The following is a 271-nucleotide window of genomic DNA, read 5'->3' as shown; positions in this document are numbered from 1 at the left end:
CGAACCGATCCGCGGCAGTGCCGCCATCCCCTGGCCGCCGCCAGCCCAGCCGCTTGCGACCCGCACCCACGTCGAATACTTGCCGTCGCGATCCCAATGGAACTGAACCAGCACGCGGCCGTGTTCGTCGGTGTGAATGCTTGTGCCGGACTGGCCGACGACGATCGCCGTCTGCGGCGCGAGAATCTTCGTGTCGACGCTGTTGAAGCCGCGCCCGGGCCGCCAGGCGGTTGCCCTGGGTACGCACGTGAACTCATTGCGGTATTCCGCC

Annotated in this window: 1 protein-coding gene; it reads right to left on the bottom strand. The window is 67.5% G+C overall.

Features of this window, described 5'->3' with window-relative positions; translation table 11 throughout:
- The coding region (locus SB816_RS31820) for a phage baseplate assembly protein V (RefSeq protein ID WP_410548222.1) at positions 1–271 on the bottom strand (271 nt) is incomplete at both ends.

The sequence above is a fragment of the Achromobacter sp. SIMBA_011 genome, assembly GCF_046535435.1.
In the GTDB taxonomy this organism is placed as follows: Bacteria; Pseudomonadota; Gammaproteobacteria; order Burkholderiales; family Burkholderiaceae_B; genus Achromobacter; species Achromobacter dolens.
This window is presented reverse-complemented; position numbering and strand designations above follow the sequence as displayed.